Origin of the sequence: Salicibibacter cibarius (assembly GCF_016495725.1) — a bacterium.
GTDB lineage: Bacteria > Bacillota > Bacilli > Bacillales > Marinococcaceae > Salicibibacter > Salicibibacter cibarius.
Window position 1 is genome coordinate 3,174,113 of record NZ_CP054705.1, and the last position, 21,473, is coordinate 3,195,585.

Here is a 21,473-nt window from a genome sequence, read left to right on the forward strand (position 1 = left end):
GGGGATTGCCACCTCTTCATTCCTCCATTATGATAAGTGTAAGCGATACCAAAGGAGGATACTTACATGCCACTTGATCCGCAAGCGAAAACAGTTTTGGATTTTTTGTCTCAAGGTGCGTCGTTGGAAACGTTGCCGCTCGAGGAAGCGCGGGCTTCGTTTGAAAAACTGAGTGCCACCGCGCAACCCGAATTTGTTGAAAACGTCGAAGATCGAACCATCCCCGGACCGGATGGTGACATTCCGATTCGCATTTACAATCCCTTTACGGAAGGCGCGCACCCGGCACTGATTTTCTATCACGGGGGCGGATGGGTGGTGGGAAGCATTGAAACCCATGATTCTTTATGCCGGTCATTGGCCAACCTTGCGCAATGCATCGTCATTTCCGTAGATTATCGGCTGGCGCCTGAACATAAGTTTCCGAAAGCAGTGGAAGATGCATACGCTGCAGCTGAATGGGTCGCTGAAAACGGCGCTGACATACATGTGGACACGGGCCATATTGCTGTAGGGGGCGATAGCGCGGGCGGGAATTTAGCGACGGTAACCGCAATGATTGCCAAAGAAAAAGGGGGGCCTTCCCTTTCCTACCAGGTGCTTTTTTACCCTTCCACAGGCGCGGGTATTCCATCTGAATCGCAACGGGAAAATGGCAAGGGCTATTTTTTAACGACAGACATGATGACCTGGTTCGCAGGAAAATATTTTGAGACATTTGATGAATTGCAAAACCCTTACGCCGTCCCGTTAAAAGCGGAAGATTTAAGCGGTTTGCCGCCTGCACTCGTGATCACGGCCGAATTCGACCCGTTGCGGGATGAAGGGAAAGCCTATGCCGATGAACTGGAAAAGGCAGGCGTGGACGTTGTGCATTCGTGCTACGATGGGATGATTCACGGCTTCGTGAGCATGGTAGCATTCATATCCAAAGGAACCGAAGCGATCGAACAAGCTGCCGAGGCTTTACGGGGTGCGTTTCGGAGGTGATCTGAGGCGAGGCGAGGGATAGGGTTCACGTTGTCGCGCCGCTAAGGGCGTACCCCTCCTCACTCCAAGAGGGACGAGGATTACTTTACTTCGCTTGTTCCTTTTGGAGTAGCTTGACCTTCGGTTGAGGGATTACTTGACTTCACTTGTTCCTCTCGGAGCAGCTTGATCTTCGGTTGAGGGATTACTTGGCTTCGCTTGTTCCTTTCGGAGCAGCTCGACCTTCGGTTGAGGGATTACTTGGCTTCGCTTGTTCCTTTCGGAGCAGCTCGACCTTCGGTTGAGGGATTACTTGGCTTCGCTTGTTCCTCTCGGAGTAGCTTGACCTTCGTTTGAGGGATTACTTTGTTTCGATTGTCCCTCTCGCAGCAGCTTGATCTTCGTTTGAGGGATTACTTTACTTCGATTGTTCCTCTCGGAGCAACTTGACCTTCGTTTGAGGGATTACTTGACTTCACTTGTTCCTCTCGGAGCAACTTGACCTTCGTTTGAGGGATTACTTGGCTTCGCTTGTTCCTCTCGGAGCAGCTCGACCTCCGTTTGAGGGATTACTTTGTTTCGATTGTCCCTCTCGCAGCAGCTTGATCTTCGGTTGAGGGATTACTTTACTTCGATTGTTCCTTTCGGAGTAGCTTGACCTTCGTTTGAGGGATTACTTGGCTTCGCTTGTTCCTCTCGGAGCAACTTGACCTTCGTTTGAGGGATTACTTGGCTTCGCTTGTTCCTCTCGGAGCAGCTCGACCTCCGTTTGAGGGATTACTTTGTTTCGATTGTCCCTCTCGCAGCAGCTTGATCTTCGGTTGAGGGATTACTTTACTTCGCTTGTTCCTTTCGGAGCAGCTTGACCTTCGTTTGAGGGATTACTTGGCTTCGCTTGTTCCTCTCGGAGCAGCTCGACCTCCGTTTGAGGGATTACTTTACTTCGCTTGTTCCTTCAGAGAAGTTCGTTCTCCATCCGAGAGGGCGTGTTGCCACCTTTCGATTGGTAGCGACAACACTTAAGATAAACAATAGAGTGCTAATTGCCCCGACTAAAAAGAGCTGGTAAACGATGGAATATGATGATCCCTCGCTCCCTAAACAAGGATTGCGTCTTCACCGTTTGTATACGGATTTTAACCGCCCATAGCTTTCAGGGACGGTTATTTTTGCCATACCCACATTTCCTCCCGATGGCACGGTTGTACTTTCGTTAGTTTCATCAACATCGCCGGATCCCTCGACCAGCTTCCACCCATGCTGAGAGAGACTCTAAAGAATGATTACCTGCTCTGATTGGGACGATTTTTGCGTAATACTGCCAAACCAAAAAATAACCACCCTTAACATCTGCAAATGATTAGGGTGGTTATTGCACACGGTGTCATTTTGCCGTATTTTCAACTACTACTTTTGTTGAGGCTAGATTAACCTGGTTTGCAATGGTATCCCCAACAGGACAATGAGCTTCTATGAATTCCTTGTATGCTTGTATTTTCTCTTCAGAGGCATTTGTTTCAATATGGAAGGTATATCGAATATCAGAAAAACCTGGCCGCACGTCCGATTTGCCAAAAAAACCATCCAGATCAATATCACCCTCTAGTTCAACCCAAAAATTCTGAAGATCAATCTCAAATTTTTCAGCATATGTTCTGGCAACGATAGACTGGCATGCGCCTAAAGAAGAAAGCAGGAGTTCTACCGGATTCATCCCTTGATCAGTACCGCCTAAATTCTCAGGCTCATCTACAATCACTTTGTGACCTCTGGATTCTGTCTCCACCAATACATTATCTTTTAAAACCGTTTTCGCACTAACTGTCGTAATCGCCATTGAAAATGTCACCCTTACGTTAATTTGTATAATTCTTATTGGAATTGTTATATATATTATCACAATATAGGAAGCAGTACAATATACGTATTTTATCAGATGGGTTTTAATATTATTCAGTCCCACCCTACACAAAAATTCGTGAGGCGGAATATGATTGTTCCTATAGGATAGCAGACATGGTATACTGTACTTTACATTAATTATTAGGAGTTGAGCGAGAGATGAGTTCAGATCAGCAGAGTGTAGCAGAAAAAGGTTTTTTTGGTGAGTTTGGCGGTAGTTATATTCCGGAAGACTTACAAAAAGTGCTCGGTATGATTGCGGATGAATTTGAAAAATATAAAGAGGATCCGGAGTTCCTGCAAGAATTCCGTCACTATATGGAAGAATATGTCGGAAGAGAAAATCCTCTTACGTTTGCGGCGAATTTAACGAACCGGATCGGCGGAGCGAAGATCTATTTAAAACGTGAAGACCTTAACCATACAGGGGCACACAAAATCAATAATGTCATCGGTCAAGCGCTCCTCGCGAAACGGATGGGTTCCAAGCGAATTATTGCTGAAACCGGCGCGGGGCAACACGGGGTTGCGACGGCAACAGCCTGTGCCACGTTTGGTATTCCTTGCACCATTTATATGGGGAAAGAGGATATTAGACGTCAGTCTTTGAACGTCTTCCGGATGGAGCTCCTTGGAGCAAAAGTCGTTTCGGTCGAAAAGGGACAGGGACGCTTAAAAGATGCGGTTGCTGAAGCATTGAATGACCTTGTGGAAAATTACAAAGATACGTTTTACCTGCTTGGTTCAGCGGTTGGCCCACACCCATATCCGACCATGGTTAAACATTTTCAGGCTGTAATCAGTGAAGAATCCAAACGTCAGATTCTTGCTAAAGAAGGAAAGCTGCCTGCCGCTGTAGTCGCATGTGTTGGCGGGGGAAGTAATGCCATTGGAGCGTTTGCCCACTATATCAATGAATCGGAAGTGCGGCTTATCGGCGCAGAGCCGGCGGAGGCACCTACAGTGACACAAGGGTCTCCTGCAGTCATTCATGGTTACAAATGTTTAACCCTTGTAGACGAAAACGGGGATCCAAAGCCGACGTATTCGATCGCTGCCGGCCTCGATTATCCTGGAGTCGGACCCGAACACAGCTACTTAAAAGTAAGCGAGCGAGCAGAGTATGTGACGGTCAGTGGCAACGAAGCACTGAAAGCATTTCAAGAAATGGCTCGCGAGGAGGGGATCATTCCGGCTTTGGAAAGTGCACACGCTGTATCGGAGGCAATGAAACTTGCCAAAACCTTATCACCGGATGACAGCATCATCGTCAACCTCTCCGGAAGAGGAGACAAAGATGTAGATATGGTTTTCCAACTATTAAAAGATAAATAATCGAGAAAGCAGGGGCAGATCCCTGCTTTTCTAGTTTCTCGACACACACTAATTTCTTGATTCGCGCAAAAATTCCCTGTAACCAACAAATGCCAAAGCAAACCCAACACCTGTGTAAGCAAGTAAAATAAGCAGGGCTATGCCTACGTTTTCGCCGGCGGGTTGCCCGGGAAGCGTCGATAGAAACGCTTGGTGCGCCCAGTATTGAGGGGAAAACGAACCGATCGTTTGGATCGTATCCGGTAACGTTTCAAACGGCATCCATAGCCCGCCGAGGATAGCTCCGGCAAAAGCAATCACTTGTGTCAGCGCAAGTCCCGTGTTTTCCGTTTTGGAGAACATTGCAATTGCTACACCCCAGGATGTCACCATCATCGCTACAAAACAAGCAATGAGCAGATAGAAAAAGGGTTGATCAATGCTCATGCCATAAACGACGATGCCCAAGATCGCGAGTGCCATGATTTGTCCAACAACGATAGCACCAAATGGCAGCCATTTCCCGATAAAGTAACCACCCGGCGTAAGTGGCGTGCTAGCCATACGTGCCACAAATCCATTTTCCCGATCTTTGACAAAACTGATGACCATGGAAATGATGATAAAAACGGCAAAAAAGACGCTAAATCCAGTGATAATTTGATTGGCAATCGCTGTCTCATCCGGTGCATCCGCAGCAAAAATCGCCATAAATCCCATAATAAACACGATCGGCAACACCAAACTCCAAAACAATAAAGATTTATCCTGGAGTTGTTTTCTCGTTTCAATATTTGCCACAGCCCACATATGTTCATACCTCCTATGCAGCATCCCGCAAAGCCGTGCCGGTTAATGTGAAAAAAACATCTTCCAAACGGGGTTGCATCAATGATAATTGTGACGGCGTGATGCTTTGTTCTTCGCATCGCTTGGCTAAATCACCGAGGAGTTGCATTGGGTTTGATGACGTGAAAAGCCACCCGCCATCTTTTTGCTGAATGACGTTCTCGGAATCTAACCATGCTTTCGGAAGATCTCCCTTGATAAACACGGCCGGTTGTGCATAGCTGGCCAATAAATCGTCGATGCTCCCTTGTTCAACAATTTTTCCGCCATCCATAAACGCAACCTCATCGCAAAGCGCTTCAATCTCCTCCATATAATGGCTCGCATAAATAATCGTTTTCCCTTGTTGTTTTAATGTACGAATCAGCTGAAAAATATGCCGACGGGATTGGGGATCAACGCCAACGGTCGGTTCATCCATAATGACAAGGTCCGGTTCATGCATGAGCGCACATCCAATATTCAGGCGACGTTTCATCCCACCTGAAAATGTTTTCACTTTTGATTTGGCACGGTTCGTTAAGCCAATATCGTCAAATACGGTTTTCACCTGACGCGTAAGGTTCTCACCTGACAACCCATGAACTTTCCCATAGAATTGGAGATTCGTGGCGGCAGATAACGTTTCTTCCAAACAAACTTCCTGGGGAACATAGCCGAGAGAAAGCGAACCCGAATCAGATACATCAATCGATCCTTCGTACTCTTTGATTATCCCCGCAAGAATTTTAATTAAAGACGATTTCCCGGCACCATTAGGGCCGACGAGCCCGTAACACACGCCCGCCGGAATTGATACGTCAATATTTTGCAATGCCTGAATGTCTTTATAACGTTTGTTTACATTTTGGATGGTAATCATATTTAACCCCCGCTTTCACTTTACCGAGTCATTCATATCGGCTTCTATCTTTTTAAAATAAGCCCTGAAAACAAACCAGAAGAGCACATAGAGGGCGGTGAACATGCAAAAAGAAAGCACAATCGAACGCAACGTAAAAGGAATCCATCCTGCCATAAAAATGGCGATGAGAAACCAAAGGATAATGGAAAGACTAAAATGGATAGCGACTTGCTTCAAAGGGCTCCATTTCTCAATTTCAAAAAAGAATGAAGAAACGCCAAAATAAACACCAAGTATCATGCTGCCCAACATATAGACCCAAACTTGTGCAACGGGCACTTCAATGTTCTGCACCGTGAGGATGGTCAAAGCAACGAATGTAATCAAACAGGCAAAACCCAGACCGCCAAAACCTCTTTCTACCATTTCACGTAGCATTCGAACCACCCCCCATCACTAATTTTTCCTTTAAAGGCGTTACGTATTTTCGGGATACATACTCCTTGTTGCCTGAGTCGAAATGGATAAACAAATTGCCATTAAACGCCAACTCAAAACGTTGAATGTGGTGGATATTGCCGATCACCGATTTGGAAAAACGCGTAAAATCATGGGCTTCAAGCAATTCTTCAACCTCATAAAGTTTCATTTTCAGCTCAATATGCTGTTTCGCTGTCGTAGCGGCAAACACTTTTCTTTTTTCCGCATACACAAAGTCAATATCATGCGGGTTGAGCACAACAGATTGGTCTTCATGAACACCGACGATGCGCCCTCTTTTCGCGTTATTCAATTGTTTGACAAGCGCCTCCAACTCAGGCGACCACTCCTTGGCCTGAATGATAACGGTCGTTTCCTCATGGTTGTCGTTAAGGTCAATTTTCACATTCACTCGTTATACCCCGCTTCAGATATAGTGTAAGCGATCTACAAGAACGTTGTGTTAAGCATAGCATAACCCGTTCCCAGTGGTGTTCAAGATGACATGATCGGTGTACAAAATGTTTTTTAAATATGTCAATATTACCCATTCCAGGCTATCCTGAGCAATCTCCTGCCTATTGTCAAAATTACAACACTTGTAATCCACAATATTAACATAGAACCGAAGCCAACCAATGACCACCATGTATTGATCTGGTGCTGTCCCAGACTGACCTCTAGTGGAACAAAAAGCACTGTCCCAATGGCAAGCAAACAAAGAAGCGTTCCCGTCATATAATAAATCCTTACTTGAAAAAGATAGGCCAGAGGAAGGAAGTGAACCCCTACAATAATAGCCATAATCGGGAAAAACAAATCGAAATGCCCAATCGCATTACACACGATGGCAGCAAAGATAATTAACGCAAATTCTGTAACAAAAATAATATTAAACCACTTATCAACATTCTTTGAGCGACGAGCATTTGTATTAGACAAGTTCCGGGAACCCCTAATCAATGCCATTCCGGAGAAAAATAAAACAGCACCGATCACTACCGCTAGAATCAGTAACCAGATTGACGCCGATGCCTGCAAACCGCCAATCCCGACGTTCGCCCACACTGTACCAAAAAAGGCCATAAACATAACCCCGGAAGCCGTCCCGCGCACATCTGCTTTAGAAACGACCGTTTGCGACACTAGCCATCCCCCCTTTCCTGCTATGCCAAATACATTAAAAATTTTTTATTTCCCCCTTGAGGTTTACGTTGCGTAAAGGTTTACAATAATTATAGTCAAGGGGGTGGATAATCATGAAATACACAGTAAATCAATTAGCGCAATTGTCAGGTGTAAGCGGGCGAACATTACGTTACTATGATCAAATCGGACTGCTTAAACCCACCAGAATTAATTCATCCGGATATCGAATTTACGGGCATAAAGAGGTAGATCTTCTTCAGCAAATCTTATTTTACCGTGAATTGGACGTCAGCCTTTCGGAAATCATGAAAATCATTAATCAGCCAACATTTGATCAAACAAAGGCTCTAAAATATCATTATAACAATTTGAAGGAAAAACGTACCCGCCTTGACAAAATAATGGCAACTGTGGAAAGCACAATTGCCCATAAGGAAGGAGGAGTAATGATGCATGATAGCGAAAAATTTGAAGGATTTAAGGAAAAACTAATCCAAGACAACGAGCAAACATACGGTAAAGAAATCCGGGAAAAACATGGCGATGATGCGATAGATGCAAGCAATGAAAAACTTAGGGAAATGTCTCAAGAAGACTACCATGCTTTCACTACGTTGGAAAAAGAAATCCATTCATTACTACAAAAAGCATATGCAACCGGAGATCCTTCATCTGACCTAGCACAAGAAGTCGCTGCCAAGCATAAAGAATGGCTGATGTATTCATGGGGAAGCTACTCCAAAGAAGCACATGCCGGATTAGCAGAAATGTATGTTTCCGATGAACGTTTTACGGCTTACTATGACAAGAATGTCAAAGGCGGAACAGAATTTTTGCGAGATGCCATTTTGGTTTATGCGGGGAAGAAATAAATCAAATTGAAAGCTGAAATAAGTGAATGGATATTTGCTTGCTTCAGCTTTTTTATTTAGGGATTGCTGAACAACTTGCCTATATCAGCTGAAGCCGGGATGCCGCTTCCATGGCTTCGCTTTTTCGCAGACGAACGGTCAAGCCTCCTCGCGCAAAACCGGCGCTGCGGGGTCTTGACGCGTCCGTTTTTCCGCTGGCGTCTCGCCATTTGCAGCGTCATCCTTCCGCATGTTTTCGAACGTGAAAGGGTTTTCTTCTTTTAGGATAGATTTCCTTCCCACTCTCTGTTGCCTTTTATTGAACATTACATATTTTCACATTGCCAGTTCCACAACAATCACGCCTCGATCGTGAGTCAGTCTTGCCTTAATTTTCAACCACAAGTCTTCCATCTCGAAATACTTCGGTCACATTTTGAATATCCTCAATCCTTTGTGAAGGATCGCCATCTATAACGACTAAATCAGCTGCTCTTCCCTCTTCAATAATGCCAAATTCATTGCTTTGTAATGCATCGGAAGCATGGGATGTGGCCGATTGAAGTGCTTCATTAGGGGTAAGGCCACTTTCAACGAGTAACTCCAATTCTTCATGCATACTTGGACCGAATGAGACACCGGGCATCCCAGCATCAGTACCCGCCAGAATCGTGCCGCCTGCATCATGAAACTCCTTGACACGTTCAAGCTGATCTGGCCTCATTTCTGGATCACCGTTCAATGTTTCGACACGTAACGTCGGCGTCATCGATATCCCTTGCTCGGTGATTTCATCTAATAAATCGTCTTCCCAGCCGTCTCGAACGGCTCCGGCACCGATATGCTCTAAACCATCGGCACCAGCCATGAGTAGATCTTCCAAGTCGTCGATTCTTCCCCAATGTCCGAATACCGGTATATTTTGCGTGTGAGCCTCGTCTACGATGCTCCGTAACACATCTTCATCGATCGGCTCCAAATGGGATTCATCCGGCCCTCTCTCTTGGACAACTTTAATCAGGTCGACACCGTCATCAGCCAGCTGTTCTACATTTTCCCGAGCTTCTCCCGGGGTTTCAGGATAAAGAACTACTTCAGAATGTGGATCGGTGCCAACCGTTGCAATAGGATGACCTTCCAATGTTGTAAATAATGACCCCGATGCATAAAGGCGCGGCCCTTCAATTTCCCGATCATTCACAAGATCGCGAAATTCCATGATCCACTCGTGTTCATCACCGACACTGCGAATCGTTGTTACGCCATGTTCTAAAAAGTTGTTTCGTTTTTCCGGTGTGTATCTTACAAAGTCAGCAATCATTTTCGGAAACGATAGCAATCCGAATTCTTCACCTTCTTCAAGTTCGGGCATACCTAAATGTACATGCATATCAATCAGGCCGGGCATAACCGTTTTTCCATTCATATCCTTAATGGTTGCAGTGTCAGGTATATCAATATCATCACCTACTGAGACAATCATGTCGTCTTCAATCAGAATCGTGCTATCTTCGTACGATTCCAGCTCCTCACCGAAGAGTACAGTCGCATTCGTAAGCGCCAGGTAACCTTCTTGTTCTTCTGAAACGTTATAAATCGTAGCATAATAGTACGTAACTCCACCAACAATGACCAACACAATCAGAATAGCTACTGTTAAAAATAACCGCTTGAAAAACTTCCAAAAGGAACTTCCTCGATTTTTTTTCTTATCTTTAGGCATGCGTATTATTACCTCACTATCTTTTAAGTGTCTAACATTAAAGTACGATAAAAACAGCTGATAAAATAGTGACGAATGTCATAAAATTGCGTCCTAACAAGTCATGACACCGGAAACAAATTCAAATCAGTGAACCTCTCCACCTAAATCAAAGATTTGGATGAGACTTCCCTATTCACAGACAATGGCTTTGTTTTATTGAGACGAAACGTCTTCGCTCAACTTATGCAGGTAATAAAGTTGATTTATACTTTCATAGCTGCCAAAAAAAGCCTTATCATCGATAAGACCTTTCCTGCAACAATCGTCGTACATTATTCTTCGAACCATCTATGCTTCAACGCATGGATGGCTGCTTGCGTGCGATCTTGCACCTCCATTTTTCCGAGGATACTTGTGATATGTGTTTTTACGGTTTTTTCGCTGATATGAAGAACAGCGGCCATTTCCTTGTTGCTCTGACCGTAAGTAATATGTTTCAAGATATCACGTTCTCTTAAAGTTAAAGCATGAAAACCGGCATCATATTCATCTCCCTTGGCAACATGGGTCATTAATTGGTTTGATATTTGCGGATGAAGACTGGTTTTTCCACCCATGACAGCAATCATCGCTTCTTCCAAAAGGCTTGGATCCACATCTTTCAGTTGATAGCCACTGGCACCTGCACGAATGGCGGGTAATACATGATCCCTGTCTGACGAACTGGTAAGAATAATGACATGGATGCTTGGATGCTGCGCTTTAATATGTTTCGTTGCTTCGATCCCATCCATGTTCGGCATGATCACATCCATTAAGACGATATCCGGCTGCAGTTTCTCCACTTGCCGTAACGCTTCTTTACCATCCTGAGCTTCACCGACAATGTCTAAATCAGGACGCGTTTGCAAAAAGAAGCGCAGACCTTTTAATACGACAAGATGATCATCAACGAGCAATATTTTCAAAGGCTATCACCTCTTTTTTTATGGGCAGGAACATGAACGGTAATGGTTGTGCCCCTGCCATATTCGCTATCAATGTGGAATGAACCATGAAGCTCTTCGGTGCGTTCTTTCATGCTTGTGATCCCAAGGGATTGCTGCATTTCAACAGCGCCCCCATTGCCTTGATCCATAACATGCATCGTGAAGTCGCGAGAACCAGATTGCATGATGATCGTGGCATTTGATGTCCCTGCATGTTTTTGAATGTTATTCAATGCTTCTTGGCCGATCCGCCATAATGATTCTTTGCATGATTGGTTCATATCTAAATTCTCCGGAGCTTCAATGGACAGATTTATGCCGATTTTTTGTGCATATTCGGTGAGAGAAGGAATGAGCCCTTGATCAAGGTGATCGGGACGCAACTGCCAGATCAAGTTGCGCATGTCGGTCAGCGCTTCTTTCGAAAGCTGTTGAAGTTCCAGGACAGCTTCTGTAATCGTGCGCTCATTCTTATCAATGAGCCCTTGAAGTCCTCGTGATGTTAATGAAAGGGCAAACAATTTTTGATTAACCGAGTCATGTAAATCCCGAGCAAGTCGATTTCTTTCCTTGTCAACGAGCAGCGCTTCCCATTCTTCGTGCAGGCGAATGCGTTCGATACCCATGGAAAGGTGATTAGCGAGTCCTTCCAGCATCCCCACTTCCAAATGGTTACATGATGAAGTGCTTCGACTAAGCAGTATCACACCGAACGTTTCCTCCGGTCTTTCAGGCATAAACAGAGGAAAAGCGATGGAATAAAGAGGCTCATGGCCTTTTAAAGATGAAAAATGCAACGGTTGCTCATGGTCTTGCATGATCTGTTGGTGAACATAGGCTCTTCGAACGAGATCAGGTTGAGAAAGATTAACTTCTTGTTCAACATCGAAAACTTCTTTGGGACCGTGATGATCTGTACTGTATTGAACGGCTAGTCTCCCTCGTTCCATCGTAATGATTGCAGCGTGCGCCCAAGAAGGCAAATGATCGTGCAACTCCTGCATGATCCGGTTAAACAATTCAGGGCGGTTAAGAATGTTGCCAATTCGGCGATTAATTTTTTCAGTATTGGCATAAGCATCGACAAGATAACGCGCAGTGGCATTCACTTCTTCTTCTGTTTGTTGCAAATGCAAACGTGTTCTTTCCACGGCTGCGCCTATTTGATAAGCGACAGTTTCTAATAGAACAAGCTCATCTTTATGAAAACGACGGCGCCCTGGTGATGCCAAGTTAAGTAGACCTAATTTTTTTCCTCGTATGGTTAATGGGATACTGGCATGATGGGTGAGCCCCCTTGTTTCGCCCATATCGTAGTCAACGGCTAGTTCAAGACGGGCACATTTCACATGATTGACAGCCTGGTTCATATACCCTTTCCAATAAAGCTGTAAGCAGTCACAATCTGTGCAGCCCTCATAACAATGCATGAGTTCTTTCCGGTTGTTTTCCAACGCAGGGGGCAGTTGATAGGAAGAAACCAGTTCATAAGATGTCTCGTCTTCCGTTAAAAACATCCACCCAGTTTCCAATTCCATTAAGTCAAGCAAGCGCTCCAATGATAATTGCAACATTTCTTGAAGGTTGGTACTTTTATTCAACGTTTCAGAAATTTCCCTTTGGATTTGCAAAGCTTCCCGATATTTTGACGGTTGGTTCGTCATCGTTTTTTGTCCTCCTCACCGTCCCAAAACGATCGTGCTTCGTATATCGACAGGCTCAACTCTTTTATAAAAAGACATAATTCCCCGACTGACATATAAACACAAATATCTTAGGTATAATGGAAACTATATTCACGACCTTGTTGTTTTCTTTGGCACAAAAACGACATACCAACTCATAACCCTAAAAGTTAATTACATTTTTACAAACATGCCTGATAAAAGCACCAATGTATATTCCAACTTCTGCTAAAGATCCAAACCAGTCCTTTACAGTAAAACGTTTCCTTTGCTTCTTATGGGAGCGCATACAATTCCTCCTCTTGTTAACATTATACCTCATTTTTATTACGTTGAAACAGGGTACAAAACCTGTAAAAGTATTAAAACAGCAAAACTAGGGCGAGTATAAAACCCGCCCAAACATGCCCTTCATTTTCACACTTTCACCACTGCATTTTTCGTAAGTTTGCGCATGAGCGTGACCAATAGAATAATTAGGATGACACTCGTAATTACAGCCGTCCCAACGGAAAACTGCTCAACCGGCAGGAGCCAATGAAAAAATGTCAACGTGCCGGCTGCCTCACCCCAAACATAATCGTTGATGGTTATAACAATAATGCTGGCAGCAATAAAACCTAAACCAAGGAGCCAATGATGATAAAAGCCTGCGCTAATAAACCAGCCGAGGAGATACCAGAGCACGAATTGGAAGAAAACCATCACCAGTGTCAATAGGACAGCTTCATCTCCTACCGCTGCACCGGAAAGCCATTGATTCCAACCCGTCAAAGAAAAAAGCAAACGTTCCAGTCCATACAACACTCCAGCGAGAAGGGTCATCACGAATCCAAGAAAAAAGAGAGAATACGTTGTGCCGAGATAATAATCCCTGCGGGTGACCCCATTGGAGACAAACTCGCTCAGGAAACCACCCATGGACAACAAGCCCGTCACAAATAAGAATACTCTTGCCGGTTGCATGGCAGCATCCAATATTGTCGTTTCCATCATTCCGCCAAAAATTATGGAAACAATTTGAATGGCAATGTAGATCAACAAAAAGATCCCGACAACCCACATCGTCCACTGCAAAAATGTCCCAAGCATCATTTTAGAAACGAGTACAGATTTAGCTTTCATGGTATTCCTCCTCTGTCAAATGGATAAATAATTCTTGCAATGCAACCGGGCTGAATTCCAGGCCACGTGATCTTCCTTCTTTTCGCTCATCTTCGGAAAAACCGCCGTAAATCATCACTGATTTTGTTCCGCCCAGCGACTGTTCGTTTAATACCTTCTTGCCGGCCGTGAACTGATCCACTTGCGTCTTTTCACCGGTGACCGTCGTCCCTCGATCCAACAACGTTTCCGTATCTTCATGAAGGAGAAGCGATCCATCTTTTAACATAAGGACCTCTTCAAACAATCCATCCATTTCCGATATTAAATGCGTGGATAAAATGATCGTCCGCGGATACTCCATATAATCCTTCAGCACTTCTTCATAGAAAATTTTCCGTGCCGGCGCATCCATGCCCAAATAGGCCTCATCGAAAATCGTAATCGGCGCACGACTCGCCAAACCGACGGTTACACCAAGAGCTGACAGCATCCCGGCAGATAGATTGTTTACAGCTTCATGAAGAGGAAGTTTAAACCTTTGGACAAGCTGAGCAGCGTAGTCATGGTCAAACAGAGGACGGAATGCCGCTATATACTTGATCCAATTCTCTACGGTTTCCGTTTCTTCCTCTAACTTTACATCACGAATAAACATAACGCTCTCCATGACACGGGCATTTTCAAATGGCGCTTCACCATCGACTGTAATGCTGCCACTCGTCGGTTGATTAAAGGCTGAAAGCAACGATAATAACGATGTTTTACCCGCGCCGTTCCGACCGAGCAAGCCATATATTTTTTCACCTTCCAGTTCAAATGAAATGTCCTTTAATACGGAATGTTCGCCGTACTTGAGCGATAGTTCCTTAGCTTTAATCACAGGTCATCCCTTCCTTTCATCGATCGAACTATTTCTTGTACCTCTTCGTTGGAAATGCCGATCCGTTTTGCTTCACGCATCATTCGCCAGACGTACTCTTCTTTAAACACCTCTTTACGCGCTTGTAGAAGTTGATCTCGCGCCCCTTCGGCGACAAACATCCCGACCCCTCGTTTCTTATATAGAATCCCCGCGTCCACCAGCTGGTTAATCCCTTTTAAAACCGTGGAAGGATTAATGGTGTAATAATCGACGAGCTGATTGGTGGAAGGTGCCTGTTCCCCTTCCTTGATCCCACCCTCCACAATTTCGTTTTCAATCATCTCCCGTATTTGCATAAAAACCGGTTGATGATCATCCAATGATTGCCACACCTACTTGCACCACCTCTCATCTGTTATGGTTAGTTGGTTATATGGTTAACCATAAAACAAAAAGTCATTTTTGTCAATAAAAAATAAACACCGCCAAAAATTCAAGCGGTGTTTATTTTGCTAGATCTCATTCAATTTCACATTTTTATTTTTTAAAGTGGCAACGCTGTCTCGAACCTGATAGGAAGTGAAGAGTTTATCTTCATTAAATGAAAGAAATACCCCATTATCAAAATCAGTATCCGATTCTTTAAAGAAAACACCGTCATCCACTGTTGTTTTCGTTTTATGCTCTGTAAGATAATATTCATTTTCCCCCATTGGTTCAAGAAACGCATAAACACCCTTATCATAAGGTAATTTTTCATATGGAAAAGCAACATCTTGAGGTATAAAATGAAGTTCCAAAAAAGACATCCGCTTCATCAAAAGGTTCATAAAAGAACCATGGATCATTTCCTCCCATCGGCTTTCTGCTACATGTGCCAGCACTAGCTGCGTGAATCCCATATCTCTTGTAAATGCTTCCAAGAATTTAACAAGCCGATTATGGTTTCTAAATTCTTTAATCTTAAATTCACTCGCTCCTAAATCTTTACTGAGCTTTTTACTCTCAGCGAAAGCAAGTTCGATTTCCGGCTGATCAAAATTATCTCGATCAGATTCGATTAGGAAAAGCACTTCAAAATCACTGTTTAAAGCTTTGGCTAGCTGTGCGCCCCGGAGTATTATATTTGGACTATATAGATCAAAGTCCAGCAACACAAGAATCTTTTCCTTATTCATCAATGGAAAAAACATTTTTATCACCCATTTCCCAGTTATCCACTTAATAATGCCTATCCTTTACACGAATAACAAGAGGAGCTATAATGAACATTGTCTAACAATCGGTCGGTAGGCAGATAAATTATAACTCACCTTGATTTTTTTGTAAATACCTTAATGACAAAGAGGGAGCACATCATGGATACGAAAGAGAAAATTTTAGCAGAGAGCATGGAGCTTTTCGCAATAAATGGCTATGATGGCACATCAATGACAAAAATTGCCGATAAAGTCGGGATTAAAAAACCTTCCTTATACGCACATTATAAAAGCAAAGAAACGTTATTTATTGATGTAACGAGTGCAATGGCGGATAACAACGTCGAATTTGTCAGACGATCCCTTGATGTGCAAGCGCCGGATGTAAAAACAGTGTTATATCATTCATTTAAAACACATATTCAAGATTTGATCAGCGATGACGCGAGTAATCAGTTTTATAATCGGTTTATGCATTATCCTCCGGAAGGATTGGAAAACGAATTAACCGCTTGCGTTGAACAAAGTGAGAAACAAGCAAACAGGCTTTTGGAGAATGTGATCGCTAAAGGTCAGGTGTCACAAGAAATAACAAAGGAGCTCGATGCCAAAAGTATGGCGCATACGTATTTCTGTTTAATCGAAGGTCTTGCTGACGAAACCACCGTTTATACGTCCAATGAAATAGAACGGCATGCCGAATCGGTTTGGATGGTCTTTTGGCGCGGAATCAGGGCTTAATGCAGATATAAATCGGTTCCTTATAACCTAATCTCATTCGCTTTTACGGCGTTTAAACAGAAACGTTGCAGTGACCATTGACACAATCAACAATCCGCCAAACCAAGCCATCGTCAACCAATGATTAGAACCAATTGGAGTTCCAAGCAAAAGTCCACGCAATGTTTCAATCAGCGGGGTCATCGGTTGGTTTTCTGCGAATGCATGGAGCCACGACGGCATAGTCTCGGTTGGTACAAAGGCGCTGCTCAAATAAGGCAGGAACAACATGGGAAACGTAAGAGCATTCGCCGCTTCCACACTTTTTACGAGTAAACCAAAGACAACAAATGCCCAGCTAATCGATACCATGAAAAGAGCCAATACCCCAATCACACCAAACCATTCCAGCCATCCCGCATCTGGCCGGAACCCAATGAGCAAGGCAACGAGAATGGCCACAGTCGTCGCGATCACATTGCGGACAAAGCCCCCGATAACATGGCCCACCATTAAAGATGAGGGGAGAAGTGGCATGCTGCGGAAGCGCTCAAATAAGCCACCGACCATGTCCTGTGTCACGCTAATCGCGATGATCGAACTCCCAAAACCGACACATGTTATGATTACACCGGGAACAACATAATTCACATAATCCGTCCCTGTCTGAATCGCCCCTCCGAAAACATAGACAAACATAACCATAATGGCTACCGGCAATCCGATTGCCATCACCAGTGACTCTGCTTCTCGAAAAATATGCTTCAAGCTACGTTTAGACATCGTCCATCCGTCTATTATTGCCCAATACAACTTCGATTCACTCACTGACAACAGCCCCTTTCTTATCATCACTTGTGATTTCCATGAACACATCGTCCAGTGTCGGATGACGGAAGGCAAAAGATACCGGTTCTGTGCCGTATTCATGCAATGTGTTCAACAGCCCGCGCATATTCTGCGGTGAACCTTCCGTTGTAACGATAACACTCCATTCATTTACATCCATTTGGCCACCCAAAAGATCCCGAGCTTTACGACACGATGCCATATCAGAAAAAGTGAACGCCACCTTTTCTTCTCCGACGATGCGTTTTAACTCTTCAGCCGTGCCCTCTTCGACAATTTTACCTTCGCTAATAACCGCAATTTTGTCTGCAAGCTGATCGGCCTCTTCCAAATATTGCGTTGTTAAAAAGATCGTTACACCGCTCTCTGCAAGCCTCTGGATCATGTGCCACATACTCTTCCGACTGCGTGGATCCAGTCCGGTTGTCGGCTCATCAAGGAAGATGACATCCGGATCTGCGATCAGGCTGATAGCAATATCGAGCCTGCGGCGCATCCCGCCGGAATAGGATTGGACACGTTTTTTAGCCGCTTTTTGCAAATCAAATTGTTCCAATAGCTCTGCAGCGCGCTTTTTTACCGTCTTGCGGTCAAGATGATTTAATCGACCCATCATCAGCAGATTTTCTTCTCCTGTTAATAACCCATCTACTGCAGCATACTGACCGGTTAAACTGATCATTTTTTTAACAGAAGTAGACTCACGATTTGTATCGTATCCGCCAATGGTTGCGACACCCCCGTCTGCTTTCATTAAGGTCGATAAAATACGAACCATCGTCGTTTTCCCCGCGCCATTCTCTCCTAGTAACGCAAAAATGGATCCTTTTGTTACTTCAAAATTGATGCCATCTAAAACCGTTTTCTTCCCGTAACTTTTCTTTATATTTTTCACCGAAATAACAGGATCGAGCATAAAATCGTCCCCTTTCAATTTTTGATTGATTAAATCAGTCAATTTTAAGGCAGGAAATTTGATTGACTTAATCAGTCAATATAAGGATACAGGTGTTTTTTTAATATGTCAATCTTTTTTAAGGATTACCGTGCCGAGATCATCCGTGAAAGGATTTCAACCTTCCATTCAGTGTTTTCTTTCCAAAATGACGGATCATCCGCCATAATACCGGATAGGACAGTTAAATAAATGCCCAACAGCTCTTCAGTATCCCCTTGAATGATCTCTCCGAATTTCTGTCCTTCACGAAATATAGGGGATAATGCTTCTATGTAAAATTGCCCTGCATTGTTCACAAGTTCATTTATATGATCAGGTAATCCATTTGTTTCATTTAAATGTTGCATAATCCGAAAAACTGATTGAGTTACCCACCTATCGCTTTCTGAAAATGCGAATTGAGTAAACGCTTTGATTTTTTCCAGAGGGCTTTTTCCGCTTTCATTCAGATCATTAAAAACTTGTGTTGCCCTATTTTCTTCGGTTCCCCATTCTATACTCTCATACAGTATTTCATCTTTTGAATCAAAATAATGATAGACCAATCCATGACTCACTTTCGCTTCTTTTGCAATCATGCTTATTTTCGTGAGTTTAACCCCATTATCCGCAAACACTTTCAAAGCGGCACGCATGATTTGTTCTTTTCGCTCCGCTTTTTTCTGATTTAATTGATTCTCATTTAAAGGTGCCATAATATCCTCCTTGTATATTTTGATTGAATCATTCAGTCTATTTAAGAGTAGAGCTTATCCAGAATAGAGTCAAGTCATAATTTGCGTGAAGTATCCGGATATACAACTCCCCCACACTTCTATATACTCACCACATTATTGAATTACAGGCTACACAAGCCATCGATGTTGCTGAATTCGCACAATCATCTGGATTAAAAGAGATGGAAAACATGGCAATACAAATGCTTGGGTTAAATGACGTTCAATAATATGAGATCACGGTGTCAAGCATTTATCTTTGTGAGAGTAGAGGTATGACCGAAGAATCTCCTGTAATGGAAGTGGAGGAACAGCCCCAAGTCTAACGAATGGAACGATGGGTCTTTCCAAGCGTCGGGGAGGAATGTGTGATTTTACACAGCGCGAGCTTTCAGGCAAGATTTTTCTATTTGGACGGTAGTTTTCTCTCGTCTGAAGGTAACGAGGACCTTATCATCTAGTGGTCTATATCAGAAGTTCTTTCCAAAATTATTATTCACATATCTCCCGATGCTTTGAAGACTGTTCGGGATCAAAAACTGCATTTTGAGTCCTCGGTTGACAGATCTGAGGACTGAGCAGGGCTTAAAAATGCATTTTGAGTCCTCGGTTGCCATGGTTGACCATCATTTGGCTGGATTTTTGTGCAGAAAAGCATTTTTGAAACGTTCCACTAGTACATATCATTAGATGGAACGCGGAGCGCGGGGTAACTTGCACGCTCCGTGTGGAGCAAGGAAAAAGCTGGAGATCACTTCAAAGGCTTATCTATTACTGACTTTAATGGAACAAAAGTTATACAGCAAGCGGGTCGTTGAATAGGCATAAACACATTTCACCTCTTGTTAACAAGAGGTGAAATGACAGGGATTTAACCTTCTCGATCTTTAAATATTGCCTCAACCAGTCTTGAAAATTCATCCACTTGCTCTGTAACTAAGAAAACAGGCAGGAGTAAAACAGCCATGAAAAGAGCAGAACCAGTCAGCATAAACCTCACAGCAATGGTTTTAAGTAACCGCATTTTCTCTCCCCCTTTAATTATTGAAGATTATACGCTCATTTTCAAAGAATGCAAAGATTTTTTTAAAAACAAAGTATGTCCTTTTGTCGCGACCGACGTGAATCGAGAAATAATGATCGGACCCTTTTCCCCCATTTGACATTCCTCGATGACAAGTTTAAGATGTTACTCAATCATTACATAGGCGATGGAGTTCGCCATAACTGCCGTTTCGCAGCGGCTAATGACTCCTGGCGGTCACTTTTGGGTGCGTTCTGTCAGGAGTTTTATTTATTTGAATCGGAGCGTCTATAAATATGAAATGGAAAACGATATGTTCAATAGGAATCGGGGGAGCCCTGGGGACTTTATGTCGTTATGTACTTAATATATGGACCACCTATCCCTTAGGTACACTTATTGAAAATTTGCTCGCTAGTTTTTTGTTAGGAGGAATTACTGGTTGGTTTCTCATTAGGAAAGCTCCTGATTGGTTAAAGGCGGGTTTAGGCATGGGGTTTTTAGGATCGTTCTCCACAATGTCAACTCTGGCGGCGGAGACGGTTTTTTTACTCCAATATGAAGTCATTTTCTCCCTCATTTATCTCGTCACTTCTTTTTTTGGAGGTGTTGGGCTTGCTTTGGTTGGCATGATGCTTGGGAGGTGGATTGGAGATACCAACCCTTGCTCATAAACTCGGAAGGGGGATCAATCATCCATGGACCTATTTATTCTTTCTGTCAGTGGAGGGCTAGGAGCAATCGTTCGGTATTTGGTTGGAAATATCATCATGGAAAAATATCCGGACCCTCCTATTCCCATGGCCATGTTGAGCGTGAATATCCTGGGCGCCCTTGGATTAGGCCTTTTTTATGGTGCTTATTTTCGTTACATCCCTATGGACGCTTATGATAACCTCTGGTTTCTCGCTTTAGGCATTGGCTTTTTTGGAGCTTTTACAACGTTTTCTACGTTTAGCATGGAAGCATTGGAACTTTTTCGCAAAAAATCCTATCAGAGATTGGTTTGGTATGTTGCTATCTCTCTTTTGGGCAGTATTGTCATGTTTAGTGTAGGGTATGGCTTAGGGTTATGGATTTAATAGTGAACAAACGAGGTGTCGATTCGATTGAGCTACGGAAGGGTTTTTCGCTGTAAAATAACTAAGTTTTTGCCAAAGGTAGCATATGAGAAAGGAATACCAATGTGTTCGCATCGAGGTTCCAATGAACTCACCACATAGAAATGGCGGTAGCATTTTCAGGAAAGTAATCTCTTTCTGCTTGCCTATTACGTGTGACAACACCTCCTTCCCATTTTG

24 protein-coding genes and 1 riboswitch are annotated in these 21,473 nt (G+C 43.5%); of the genes, 6 read left to right on the plus strand and 18 right to left on the minus strand.

Annotated elements, in window-relative coordinates; all coding sequences use genetic code 11:
- Nucleotides 1–66: 66 nt before the first annotated feature.
- Nucleotides 67–990 (plus strand): alpha/beta hydrolase, encoded by a 924-nt coding sequence (locus tag HUG15_RS16130; protein WP_200124069.1) that lies wholly within the window; start codon nucleotides 67–69, stop codon nucleotides 988–990.
- 1,363 nt (nucleotides 991–2,353) lie between these two features.
- On the opposite strand, the gene HUG15_RS16135 is transcribed toward HUG15_RS16130, so the two are convergent.
- A complete protein-coding gene (locus HUG15_RS16135; RefSeq protein ID WP_200124070.1) occupies nucleotides 2,354–2,806 on the minus strand; it encodes an OsmC family protein in 453 nt (150 codons plus the stop codon).
- 224 nt (nucleotides 2,807–3,030) lie between these two features.
- Between HUG15_RS16135 and trpB the strand changes: the two genes are divergently transcribed.
- Nucleotides 3,031–4,206: a tryptophan synthase subunit beta gene (gene trpB / locus HUG15_RS16140; protein ID WP_200124071.1), complete on the plus strand. Its 1,176-nt coding sequence runs from the start codon at nucleotides 3,031–3,033 to the stop codon at nucleotides 4,204–4,206.
- Nucleotides 4,207–4,254: 48 nt separating this feature from the next.
- Here trpB and HUG15_RS16145 read toward each other — a convergent pair whose 3' ends face one another.
- The 5 genes from HUG15_RS16145 to HUG15_RS16165 all read right to left on the minus strand — a co-directional run bounded on the left by HUG15_RS16145 (nucleotide 4,255) and on the right by HUG15_RS16165 (nucleotide 7,504).
- The gene (locus tag HUG15_RS16145) at nucleotides 4,255–4,995 is read right to left on the minus strand and encodes an ABC transporter permease (protein WP_200124072.1); all 741 of its coding nucleotides are present in this window, start codon (nucleotides 4,993–4,995) and stop codon (nucleotides 4,255–4,257) included.
- 13 nt (nucleotides 4,996–5,008) lie between these two features.
- Entirely contained in the window at nucleotides 5,009–5,896 is an 888-nt protein-coding gene (locus HUG15_RS16150) for an ABC transporter ATP-binding protein (RefSeq protein ID WP_200124073.1), read from the minus strand.
- Nucleotides 5,897–5,911: 15 nt separating this feature from the next.
- Complete coding sequence (locus HUG15_RS16155) at nucleotides 5,912–6,316, minus strand: DUF3021 domain-containing protein (RefSeq protein ID WP_200124074.1); 405 nt, start codon at nucleotides 6,314–6,316, stop codon at nucleotides 5,912–5,914.
- Complete coding sequence (locus tag HUG15_RS16160) at nucleotides 6,306–6,770, minus strand: LytTR family DNA-binding domain-containing protein (protein WP_200124075.1); 465 nt, start codon at nucleotides 6,768–6,770, stop codon at nucleotides 6,306–6,308. The genes HUG15_RS16155 and HUG15_RS16160 overlap by 11 nt, the downstream gene beginning before the upstream one ends.
- A 131-nt stretch (nucleotides 6,771–6,901) precedes the next feature.
- A complete protein-coding gene (locus tag HUG15_RS16165; protein ID WP_200124076.1) occupies nucleotides 6,902–7,504 on the minus strand; it encodes a hypothetical protein in 603 nt (200 codons plus the stop codon).
- Nucleotides 7,505–7,617: 113 nt separating this feature from the next.
- On the opposite strand from HUG15_RS16165, the gene HUG15_RS16170 reads away from it, so the two are divergent.
- Complete coding sequence (locus tag HUG15_RS16170; RefSeq protein ID WP_200124077.1) at nucleotides 7,618–8,379, plus strand: MerR family transcriptional regulator; 762 nt, start codon at nucleotides 7,618–7,620, stop codon at nucleotides 8,377–8,379.
- Nucleotides 8,380–8,435: 56 nt separating this feature from the next.
- Here the strand turns inward: HUG15_RS16170 and HUG15_RS22740 are convergent, their stop codons facing one another.
- The 8 genes from HUG15_RS22740 to HUG15_RS16205 all read right to left on the minus strand — a co-directional run bounded on the left by HUG15_RS22740 (nucleotide 8,436) and on the right by HUG15_RS16205 (nucleotide 15,899).
- Nucleotides 8,436–8,588, minus strand: a complete 153-nt coding sequence (locus HUG15_RS22740) for a hypothetical protein (protein WP_211202247.1) — start codon at nucleotides 8,586–8,588, stop codon at nucleotides 8,436–8,438.
- Between the two features lie 158 nt (nucleotides 8,589–8,746).
- A complete protein-coding gene (locus HUG15_RS16175; protein ID WP_200124078.1) occupies nucleotides 8,747–10,081 on the minus strand; it encodes an amidohydrolase family protein in 1,335 nt (444 codons plus the stop codon).
- A gap of 314 nt (nucleotides 10,082–10,395) precedes the next feature.
- Entirely contained in the window at nucleotides 10,396–11,031 is a 636-nt protein-coding gene (locus tag HUG15_RS16180; protein WP_200124079.1) for a response regulator, read from the minus strand.
- The gene (locus tag HUG15_RS16185; protein ID WP_200124080.1) at nucleotides 11,028–12,716 is read right to left on the minus strand and encodes a GAF domain-containing sensor histidine kinase; all 1,689 of its coding nucleotides are present in this window, start codon (nucleotides 12,714–12,716) and stop codon (nucleotides 11,028–11,030) included. The genes HUG15_RS16180 and HUG15_RS16185 overlap by 4 nt, the downstream gene beginning before the upstream one ends.
- Nucleotides 12,717–13,154: 438 nt before the next feature.
- On the minus strand, nucleotides 13,155–13,862 hold the full coding sequence (locus HUG15_RS16190; protein WP_200124081.1) for a hypothetical protein: 708 nt from the start codon (nucleotides 13,860–13,862) through the stop codon (nucleotides 13,155–13,157).
- Nucleotides 13,852–14,724, minus strand: a complete 873-nt coding sequence (locus HUG15_RS16195; protein ID WP_343073122.1) for an ATP-binding cassette domain-containing protein — start codon at nucleotides 14,722–14,724, stop codon at nucleotides 13,852–13,854. The genes HUG15_RS16190 and HUG15_RS16195 overlap by 11 nt, the downstream gene beginning before the upstream one ends.
- On the minus strand, nucleotides 14,721–15,098 hold the full coding sequence (locus HUG15_RS16200; RefSeq protein WP_200124082.1) for a GntR family transcriptional regulator: 378 nt from the start codon (nucleotides 15,096–15,098) through the stop codon (nucleotides 14,721–14,723). The genes HUG15_RS16195 and HUG15_RS16200 overlap by 4 nt, the downstream gene beginning before the upstream one ends.
- Nucleotides 15,099–15,218: 120 nt before the next feature.
- Nucleotides 15,219–15,899: an adenine nucleotide alpha hydrolase family protein gene (locus tag HUG15_RS16205; protein ID WP_211202248.1), complete on the minus strand. Its 681-nt coding sequence runs from the start codon at nucleotides 15,897–15,899 to the stop codon at nucleotides 15,219–15,221.
- A gap of 165 nt (nucleotides 15,900–16,064) precedes the next feature.
- Here HUG15_RS16205 and HUG15_RS16210 point away from each other — a divergent pair, with 165 nt between their 5' ends.
- Nucleotides 16,065–16,646: a TetR/AcrR family transcriptional regulator gene (locus tag HUG15_RS16210; protein ID WP_200124084.1), complete on the plus strand. Its 582-nt coding sequence runs from the start codon at nucleotides 16,065–16,067 to the stop codon at nucleotides 16,644–16,646.
- Between the two features lie 33 nt (nucleotides 16,647–16,679).
- On the opposite strand, the gene HUG15_RS16215 is transcribed toward HUG15_RS16210, so the two are convergent.
- The 4 genes from HUG15_RS16215 to HUG15_RS16230 all read right to left on the minus strand — a co-directional run bounded on the left by HUG15_RS16215 (nucleotide 16,680) and on the right by HUG15_RS16230 (nucleotide 20,172).
- Nucleotides 16,680–17,453, minus strand: a complete 774-nt coding sequence (locus HUG15_RS16215) for an ABC transporter permease (RefSeq protein ID WP_200124085.1) — start codon at nucleotides 17,451–17,453, stop codon at nucleotides 16,680–16,682.
- A complete protein-coding gene (locus HUG15_RS16220; RefSeq protein WP_200129016.1) occupies nucleotides 17,446–18,390 on the minus strand; it encodes an ATP-binding cassette domain-containing protein in 945 nt (314 codons plus the stop codon). Before HUG15_RS16220 ends, HUG15_RS16215 begins: the two co-directional genes overlap by 8 nt.
- A 125-nt stretch (nucleotides 18,391–18,515) precedes the next feature.
- On the minus strand, nucleotides 18,516–19,127 hold the full coding sequence (locus HUG15_RS16225) for a TetR/AcrR family transcriptional regulator (protein WP_200124086.1): 612 nt from the start codon (nucleotides 19,125–19,127) through the stop codon (nucleotides 18,516–18,518).
- 892 nt (nucleotides 19,128–20,019) lie between these two features.
- Nucleotides 20,020–20,172 (minus strand): hypothetical protein, encoded by a 153-nt coding sequence (locus HUG15_RS16230; RefSeq protein WP_200124087.1) that lies wholly within the window; start codon nucleotides 20,170–20,172, stop codon nucleotides 20,020–20,022.
- A 174-nt stretch (nucleotides 20,173–20,346) separates the two neighbouring features.
- Nucleotides 20,347–20,412, plus strand: a riboswitch (Fluoride riboswitch).
- Nucleotides 20,413–20,468: 56 nt separating this feature from the next.
- On the opposite strand from HUG15_RS16230, the gene HUG15_RS16235 reads away from it, so the two are divergent.
- Together HUG15_RS16235 and crcB are read left to right on the plus strand one after the other, a co-directional pair.
- A complete protein-coding gene (locus tag HUG15_RS16235) occupies nucleotides 20,469–20,846 on the plus strand; it encodes a fluoride efflux transporter FluC (protein WP_200124088.1) in 378 nt (125 codons plus the stop codon).
- A 24-nt stretch (nucleotides 20,847–20,870) separates the two neighbouring features.
- Nucleotides 20,871–21,254, plus strand: coding sequence for a fluoride efflux transporter CrcB (crcB, locus tag HUG15_RS16240; protein WP_200124089.1), 384 nt, complete (start codon nucleotides 20,871–20,873; stop codon nucleotides 21,252–21,254).
- Nucleotides 21,255–21,473: the final 219 nt, after the last annotated feature.

What these genes read in the sequence shown, in the direction of transcription:
- HUG15_RS16130 (WP_200124069.1), top strand. Translation starts at nt 67, where the DNA reads ATGCCACTTGATCCGCAAGCGAAAACAGTTTTGGATTTTTTGTCTCAA.
- HUG15_RS16135 (WP_200124070.1), bottom strand. Translation starts at nt 2,806, where the DNA reads ATGGCGATTACGACAGTTAGTGCGAAAACGGTTTTAAAAGATAATGTA.
- trpB (WP_200124071.1), top strand. Translation starts at nt 3,031, where the DNA reads ATGAGTTCAGATCAGCAGAGTGTAGCAGAAAAAGGTTTTTTTGGTGAG.
- HUG15_RS16145 (WP_200124072.1), bottom strand. Translation starts at nt 4,995, where the DNA reads ATGTGGGCTGTGGCAAATATTGAAACGAGAAAACAACTCCAGGATAAA.
- HUG15_RS16150 (WP_200124073.1), bottom strand. Translation starts at nt 5,896, where the DNA reads ATGATTACCATCCAAAATGTAAACAAACGTTATAAAGACATTCAGGCA.
- HUG15_RS16155 (WP_200124074.1), bottom strand. Translation starts at nt 6,316, where the DNA reads ATGCTACGTGAAATGGTAGAAAGAGGTTTTGGCGGTCTGGGTTTTGCC.
- HUG15_RS16170 (WP_200124077.1), top strand. Translation starts at nt 7,618, where the DNA reads ATGAAATACACAGTAAATCAATTAGCGCAATTGTCAGGTGTAAGCGGG.
- HUG15_RS22740 (WP_211202247.1), bottom strand. Translation starts at nt 8,588, where the DNA reads ATGGCGAGACGCCAGCGGAAAAACGGACGCGTCAAGACCCCGCAGCGC.
- HUG15_RS16175 (WP_200124078.1), bottom strand. Translation starts at nt 10,081, where the DNA reads ATGCCTAAAGATAAGAAAAAAAATCGAGGAAGTTCCTTTTGGAAGTTT.
- HUG15_RS16185 (WP_200124080.1), bottom strand. Translation starts at nt 12,716, where the DNA reads ATGACGAACCAACCGTCAAAATATCGGGAAGCTTTGCAAATCCAAAGG.
- HUG15_RS16190 (WP_200124081.1), bottom strand. Translation starts at nt 13,862, where the DNA reads ATGAAAGCTAAATCTGTACTCGTTTCTAAAATGATGCTTGGGACATTT.
- HUG15_RS16205 (WP_211202248.1), bottom strand. Translation starts at nt 15,899, where the DNA reads ATGTTTTTTCCATTGATGAATAAGGAAAAGATTCTTGTGTTGCTGGAC.
- HUG15_RS16210 (WP_200124084.1), top strand. Translation starts at nt 16,065, where the DNA reads ATGGATACGAAAGAGAAAATTTTAGCAGAGAGCATGGAGCTTTTCGCA.
- HUG15_RS16220 (WP_200129016.1), bottom strand. Translation starts at nt 18,390, where the DNA reads ATGCTCGATCCTGTTATTTCGGTGAAAAATATAAAGAAAAGTTACGGG.
- HUG15_RS16225 (WP_200124086.1), bottom strand. Translation starts at nt 19,127, where the DNA reads ATGGCACCTTTAAATGAGAATCAATTAAATCAGAAAAAAGCGGAGCGA.
- HUG15_RS16230 (WP_200124087.1), bottom strand. Translation starts at nt 20,172, where the DNA reads ATGCGGTTACTTAAAACCATTGCTGTGAGGTTTATGCTGACTGGTTCT.
- HUG15_RS16235 (WP_200124088.1), top strand. Translation starts at nt 20,469, where the DNA reads ATGAAATGGAAAACGATATGTTCAATAGGAATCGGGGGAGCCCTGGGG.
- crcB (WP_200124089.1), top strand. Translation starts at nt 20,871, where the DNA reads ATGGACCTATTTATTCTTTCTGTCAGTGGAGGGCTAGGAGCAATCGTT.